At 71.9% G+C, this 7122-nt stretch carries 5 protein-coding genes; 4 read left to right on the top strand and 1 reads right to left on the bottom strand.

Annotated features, from left to right (window positions below; translation table 11 throughout):
* On the bottom strand, positions 1–2307 hold a 2307-nt coding region (locus tag WBA97_RS28565), incomplete at its 3' end, for a hypothetical protein (RefSeq protein WP_424234044.1).
* Positions 2308–2516: 209 nt separating this feature from the next.
* Between WBA97_RS28565 and WBA97_RS28560 the strand changes: the two genes are divergently transcribed.
* The 4 genes from WBA97_RS28560 to WBA97_RS28545 all read left to right on the top strand — a co-directional run bounded on the left by WBA97_RS28560 (position 2517) and on the right by WBA97_RS28545 (position 7122).
* Positions 2517–3374: an esterase/lipase family protein gene (locus tag WBA97_RS28560; RefSeq protein ID WP_424234043.1), complete on the top strand. Its 858-nt coding sequence runs from the start codon at positions 2517–2519 to the stop codon at positions 3372–3374.
* 101 nt (positions 3375–3475) lie between these two features.
* Entirely contained in the window at positions 3476–4666 is a 1191-nt protein-coding gene (locus WBA97_RS28555; protein WP_424234042.1) for a PucR family transcriptional regulator, read from the top strand.
* Between the two features lie 347 nt (positions 4667–5013).
* On the top strand, positions 5014–5754 hold the full coding sequence (locus tag WBA97_RS28550; protein WP_424234041.1) for a dolichyl-phosphate beta-glucosyltransferase: 741 nt from the start codon (positions 5014–5016) through the stop codon (positions 5752–5754).
* Entirely contained in the window at positions 5755–7122 is a 1368-nt protein-coding gene (locus WBA97_RS28545) for a glycosyltransferase family 4 protein (protein WP_424234040.1), read from the top strand.

The raw sequence follows: 7122 nt of genomic DNA, 5'->3' as shown, positions 1-7122 counted from the left end.
GGTCGTGCCGGTCCACAGGGCGTGCAGGGCGGCAGGCCTCCGCCGCGTCGCACCCAGGGCGAGCGTGGCGAGGACCGTGACGAGCAGACCGCGTGCGAGCCACGCCATCGGCTCGTCCCGCTCGGCGCGGTCGAGCCCGAGGTCGGCGGCGGTCAGGTGGTAGGCGGGCAGGTCGAGGTCGTCGCCGTAGCGGCGGACGTGCTCGGCGCTCGCCACCGCGTACCGGTCCTCGGCGGCGTGCCAGGCGTCGCGGGCGGCGGCGGAGCCGGTGTCGAGCCACTGCACGTGCCGCAGCACGGTGGTGCGGTAGGCGCCGAGCGTGGTGAACAGGTCGGCCTGGTAGTCGAGTGTGTCGAGGAATCGTTGACGCAGCGCGGGATCCCGCCACGTCGCAGGGTCGGTGTCCTCGACGAGGTCCCGCATCCGGCGTGCGTCGCGGACCGCGGTGGCGCCCTCGCGGACGGCCTCGTCGATCCGGTCGCCGCTGACCGCGTAGATCGTGTCGAGCGCGGCGCTGTCGCCGGTCAGGATGTCCCACTCGAAGATCCACATCATCGGCGGCGGCTCGAGTCCCAGCGCCCGCACTGCCTTGTCCGCGTACGGTCCGATGTAGAGCCCGGTGGTCACGGCCTCTCGTGACAGGGCCATCGCCTGGCCGATCGCCGCGACCGTGCCGGCGTCGTCGGAGAACGTGCGTCGCGCCCAGTCGGCGGTCGCCCGCGCCGGGTCGAGGTCCGGGTCCCACGCGAGCCGCCCGGTGACGTAGGTGTTGAGGTCGTACAGCTGCCAGAACCCGGCCCGCAGGGTGAGTGTGCGCGGGCCTGCCAGCAGGGGACCGCCGGTCTGCGCCCACGTCCACACGCCCTCGACGTGCGGGTTGCCGGACAGGAACCGTTTCAGGGCAAGCTGGTGGAGCACGCCGAGGTCGTTGGGCAGCGCGCCGAAGCCCTCGAACTCCCTGCGGGACTGGAACTCCACGATCCGCCGGTGGTCGCCGACGAGCAGCGTGTCGTTGAGCGGCAGGTGGCTGTAGAAGTCGCCGAGTGTGTACTTCGTGGACACGATGAGCCGGTCGTCGTGCAGGTCCCCGAGTACCTCCAGGTAGGCGTCCCGGCTGGTGTGCAGTGCGCCGACGGCGCCGATGCCCACGCTCCAGCTGCGGAAGATGACCTCGGTGCCGGACTTCTCCGCGACCGCGAGGAACGCCCGCAGCATCGTCCGCACGGCGGCAGGCGTGGTGACGGCGATCTCCGAGGTGTAGTCCCAGCCGGGGAGCTGGTAGACCGCGCCGCCCTCGCCGACCCTGACCATGATCCCGGCCAGGAAGGGCATGCGGTCGTACAGTTCGGTGAGACCCGCCTGGTAGATCCGCCACAGCCGGGGGTCCTCGGTGTCGAGGCCGCCGACCGCGCGTTCCACATGGGACCGCAGCGGTGGCGAGAGCGCGAGCATGTCGGTGGACAGGAACACCCGCATGCCCAGGTCGGCGGCGTAGCGCCAGACCGGGCCGAACGCGGCCGCCATCGCCTCGGCCCTCGCGACGTGCTGGTCGCCGTCGGCGTACACGCCCAGGTCGTGGAAGGTGACGTACTCGAGGAACCCGGGGATGACGACCGCGTTGTAGCCCAGCGCCAGCGAATGGTCAACGTGCGCGCGGAACTCGGTGGCGATCTCGGCCACGGCGGCCGTGTCGACGTAGGGCGCGCCGGGCAGGATCGCGGCGCCGACGACGTCGGAGTTCAGCGAGTAGTCGTCGGTGCGGTACCTGGCCTCCTCGTCCGGCAGGCCGACGCCGCCGAGGTCGGTCAGCCGCAGCCCGAGCCGTGGTGCTGTGGTCCGGCCGTCGGCCTCGACCTCGGCTCCGGAGCGGACGCGGTCGGCGATCGCGTACAGCCCCGCCGCCGCCCCGCCGCCGGTACCGGCCACGACGTCCATGCCGTCCGCCGCGCGGTGGAGCTGGTAGGCCTCCGGTCCGCCCGGGAACCCGGGCTCGATCCGAACCCGCAGGACCGGACCGGTGGTCGCGCCGATCGCGGGCGGGGTGACGCCCCTCGCGGCGAACGCGTCGACCACCGCGTCGGCGGCCTTGCGCACGCGCCGGTCCTGCGGCACCACGATCCCCGTCACGGCGGGCGGCGCGACCGCGGTCTTCGGCGGCGCGGCGGTCAGGTGCTCGGCGGGCACGTCGACGTCCCGCACCGACAGCCCGAGCGCGTCGTTCACCTGCCAGGCGACCACTGCGCCCAGCCCGAGCAGTACCGCGACCACGACCGGCACCCGCCACCACCCGCGGTGATCATCACGCACGGGGCCATCCTGACACGGCCGGTCCGGATCTTTCCGCGAACGACCCACGGGCCCGGCGAGCTTGTGGCACCATCGGGTACGGCGTTGATGATCGCCTTGACAATCGAAGACCGAGGACGGGTTCCGATGGAGTCCTGTCGCGGCCGATGTGTCACCCGTCAACGCCCGGTCGGTTTCGTGGCAGCCATGCGCCCGTCCCTGGAGGGGACATGAAGCTGCGAACAACTCTGCTCGCGACGGCACTCGTGGCGGCGGGCATGGCGGCGCCGGCGCAGGCGAGCGCGGCGGCCGCGCCGACGGTGTACTTCGTGCACGGGTACAACGACAGCGGGGGCTCGGACTGCGAGTCGCTGTGGGCGAACGCGGTCGACCACTTCAAGAAGCAGGGCCGGGAGTCGCTGAAGACCGTCGCCTACTACCAGGGTGACACCAAGTGCGACGTCGACGTCGCGAACGCGACGACCGGCACCCGGATCAAGCACGTGGCGGCGGCGTTCGCGAACTACGTCTACGACCACCACACGAGCAAGGGCGAGTCGATCGAGATCGTCGCGCACTCGATGGGCGGGCTGGTGTCGCGGGTGGCGATGCTCGGCTCGGCGAAGGGCTGGGAGGGTTTCCCGAAGGGCAAGCTGAAGGTCAGCGACATCGTCACGCTCGCGACACCGCACCAGGGAATCATCGACAAGGACAAGTACGACAGCACCCAGTGGGACTCGATGGTGCCCGGCTCGACCTTCATGGACGTGCTCCACGAACCGGCGAACCGGCTCGACCAGGACTGGGCCGCTGGCACGGACTGGAGTTTCGCGGGGTCGGACGAGGACAAGACGGTGAACTACGACTCCGGGATCGACAAGGGCTACCACGCCGACCACAAGTACCGGTACCTGCCTGACGCGGACTACGACATCTCGCACACCAACATCCGGCTGCTCGGTCCCGGCAGGGCCAAGTTCAACCTGCGGTACTGGCATTCAAGTGAAGACGAGCCGCACGACACCACGAACGGCTGGGCGCCGCTGGAGACGGCGTACAACGCGCTGGACCGCAACGACGACTGGTGATCACCGCACTCCTGATGACCGCGCACTCGCGGTGCGTTCTCTACATCGGTTCAGACGGCGTGGCCTAACGCGGCGGCGTCCCCGGGAGTTAACTTGCTCGGATGGTCGCCCCCATGACGTCGGTGCCGCTGGTGCCACTGCCCGCCGAGCTGGTCGAGATCGTGCGTGGCCAGGTGCACAGGCTGCCCGAGCTGGCCGACCAGCTGGCCGGCCTCCTCGGCGAGAAGGACGAGTTCTACCGCAGGCTCGACGCCTCGTCACCGAGGGAGCTGCGCAAGGTGTGCGAGGTCAACCTCGGCCGCGCGTTCGCCGCGTTCATCGAGGAACGCGAGGTGGACCTGGAGACCGTCCGCAAGACCGGCCGCGCGCAGGCACGGCTCGGCATCCCGCTCTCCGCGGTGCTGCGGGCGTTCCGGATCGCGGGCACGTTCGCGTACGAGGGCATCATCGACCGGGTCGCGCCGCCGAGGGTGCTCACCCCGGAACAGCTGATCCCGGTCAACGCCATGGTGTGGCAGATCATCGACTCGTTCTCGGACGTGATCGCCGACGCCTACACCGAGGTGGCGACCGAGTCGGCGCGGTACGACGAGAAGGCGCGGCTCGCGGTCGTCGACAGCCTGCTCGAGGGCCGGTTCACCAAGCAGGAGGAGTTCGAGGACGCCGCGCGTGTCCTGCAGCTCCCCATGGCCGGGCCGTTCGTCGTGGTCTACGGCGACTCGGACGCGACGCTCGGGTTGTCCCGCGTGGTGGGGTTCGGGGACCTGCGCTCGGTGTGGCGGCGGCTGCCCGACGGCGAGGTGGGAGTGGTCGCCGTCGGGCGCACCGCGGACCTGCGGGCGCTGCGGAAGGCTCTGGAAGGCGCGGCTTCCTCGGTCGGCATGAGCCCGCCGGTGTCGGGGCTGCCGCTGGTGCCTGCCGCGCTGGGCAGGGCCCGCATCGCACGTGCGTGCCTCGCGGAGGGCGAGACCGGCGTGATCGGCTTCGGTGAACGACCCGTCAGCACGCTCGTCGCCGGTGCGCCGAAGCTGGCCAGGGAGCTGGCCAGGGACGTGCTCACCGACCTGCTCGCCCTTCCGGCGGCGGAACGCGACGTGCTGCTCGCCACCCTGCACGCCTGGTTCGCCGAGCACGGCTCGGCGCGCGACGCGGCAGAGCGGCTTTTCGTACACCCCAACACCGTCCGGTACCGCATCCGGCGCGTGCAGGAACTCACCGGCCGCGACCTGGGCGACCCGCGAGGAATCGCCGAGCTGTACCTGGCCGTGGAGAGCGTCCGACTCAGCGGTTAGAGCCAGCCCCGTGGATCGTTGTACGAAGGTTCGCACCCCACCAGCAGTTACCTCAGGGGAACGTGACGCCACGCAACCACCCACCGCCCGCGGTCCGCAGGTGTCGCTGGGTCGGGACCAACACTCAAAGGTTCCGGGGAGGCGGGTTTGTACTTGCGGACAATGTTGGTTGTGCCGGTGAGCCGGGGATATGTACCTCCGTTAGGCCGAACAGTCGTACTGGTTAGGCCTCTCAGCGGCAACTCCGGGTCCGGCCTTCTCATCCGCGTCCCGCGCCCCGGTCTCCTCATCTACGGTGAGCGCCCTCAGGCCCGTGTGACCTGTGTCTCAGCGTTGGAGGCTCGTTGATGCGCCGTGCGGGTGTGGAGCTGTCCGTGGTGGTGCCCGTCTTCAACGAGGAACGGCGCCTGCCCGGCAGTCTCGTCGGCCTGGGCCTCGCCCTGCGTGGTCTGGCCGCCGAGATCATCGTCGTGGACAACGGCAGCACCGACCGCACGGCGGAGTTCGTCCGCGACCAGGGTTTCCCGGTCCGGCTCATGGACTGCCCGGACCGGGGCAAGGGAGCCGCCGTGCGTGCGGGTGTGCTCGCCGCGCACGGCAGGTTCGTCGGGTTCTGCGACGCGGACCTGGCCGCGAGCGTCGACGCCCTGCCCGCCGTGCTCCACCGCCTGCGGCACGGCACGGACATCGTGGTCGGCTCGCGTGCCCACCCCGGCTCGCAGGTGCGGGCCAGGCACAGCGTGCTGCGGCAGATGGGTGCCTGGGCGTTCCGCCGCGCCGTCCGCTCGCTGGTCCCCGGCGTCGGCGACACCCAGTGCGGCTTCAAGTTCTTCACGAGAGACGTCGCGCTCGCGGCCTTCGAACCACTGCGCACCACCGGGTTCACCTTCGACGTTGAGGTGCTCGCCAGGGCACAGCGGCTCGGCGCGGTCATCGAGGAGGTGCCCGTGCGGTGGATCGACGTCGCGGGTTCCACGTTCGACCCGCTGCGCCACGGGATGCGCAGCTTCACCGAGCTGAGCCGGATCCGCGCCCTCCTCGACGCCGAGACCTGCCCGGTGCCACTGCTCGTGCCGGAGGCCGCGTAGATGCGTGTCGTGGTGGTGAACTGGCGTGACCTCGGTCATCGGCAGGCGGGCGGGGCCGAGACGTACGCGACCCGGGTCGCGCATGCCCTGGCGGGCCGCGGCCACGAGGTCACCTACCTGACCGCGCGGGACGCCGGGCAGGGCGCCCGCGACTGGGACGGCGCGGTGGCCGTGCGGCGCCTCGGCGGCCGGTGGACCGTGTACCCGTTGGCGCTGCTGTGGTTGCTGCTGCGCAGGCGGCGGATCGACATGGTCGTGGACTGCCAGAACGGCATCCCGTTCTTCACCCCGCTGGCCGTGGGCGGTGCCCGCGTGCTCCAGGTGGTGCACCACGTGCACACCGACCAGTTCGGCGTGCACTTCCCGGCGTGGCTCGCCGCGGTCGGGCGGTGGCTGGAAGGCCCGGCCGCCCGGCGAGTGTACCGGAGGGCGGCGACCGTCGCCGTCTCGCCATCCACAGTGGACGCGATGCGCACCCGGCTCGGCTGGCGCGGCCCGGTGCACGTGGTGCCCAACGGCAACGCCGCGGCACCCGATGACCTCCCGCCGCGCGCCGCCACCCCCACCATCGTCTGCCTCGGGCGGCTCGTGCCGCAGAAACGCGTCGACCACCTGATCGACGCCGTGGCCGGGCTTCTGCCCCGCGTACCGGACCTGCGGCTGCACGTGATCGGCGGCGGCCAGGAGGAAGCGGCGCTGCGGGCGCGGGTGGCACGACTCGGTCCCGAGGTCGGCGCGGCGGTCACCGTGCACGGCCGGGTCACCGAGGCGGTGAAGTCGGAGCTGCTGGGCCGCGCCTGGCTCAACGTGACGCTGTCCGACGGCGAGGGCTGGGGCCTGGCCGTGCTGGAGGCGGCGGCCCACGGTGTCCCGACGGTGTGCCGGGACGTGCCGGGGCTGCGTGACTCGGTGCGGCACGACGAGACGGGGTGGCACCTGCTGCCCGGCGAGCCGGTCGCCGACATCCTGCACCGGGTGCTCACCGATCTCGCCGACCCGGTGGCGGCGGACCGGGTGGCCGCGGGCTGCCGTGACTGGGCCGCCCGCTTCGACTGGGCCGACACCGGTGCGCGGTTCACCACCGTCCTCGAACGCCACACCCGTGACAGGGCCTCCCACGGCTGGTCCCCCGGCATGCCGGAGGCCGCCGTCGCCGAGTTCGCACCGTCCGACCTCGCGCACCTGGTCGACGCGCCGGGCGGGCCGGGCTGGCTGCTCGCCGAGCAGTGCCCGCCTGCCGACCTGCTCGACGCGCTGCGCACCGCCGGTGCGCGTCGTGTCGCCGTCCGCGCCGCGAGCGCGACCGAACGCCTGCTGGGCCGAGCCATCCCGGCCGGCACACACCACCGGCCGCACTCGCGGTCGTGA

Source organism: Actinophytocola sp., assembly GCF_049647105.1.
Lineage (GTDB): Bacteria > Actinomycetota > Actinomycetes > Mycobacteriales > Pseudonocardiaceae > Actinophytocola.
The sequence above is the reverse complement of the archived record's forward strand: the minus strand, read 5'-3'. Positions and strand labels throughout refer to the sequence as shown.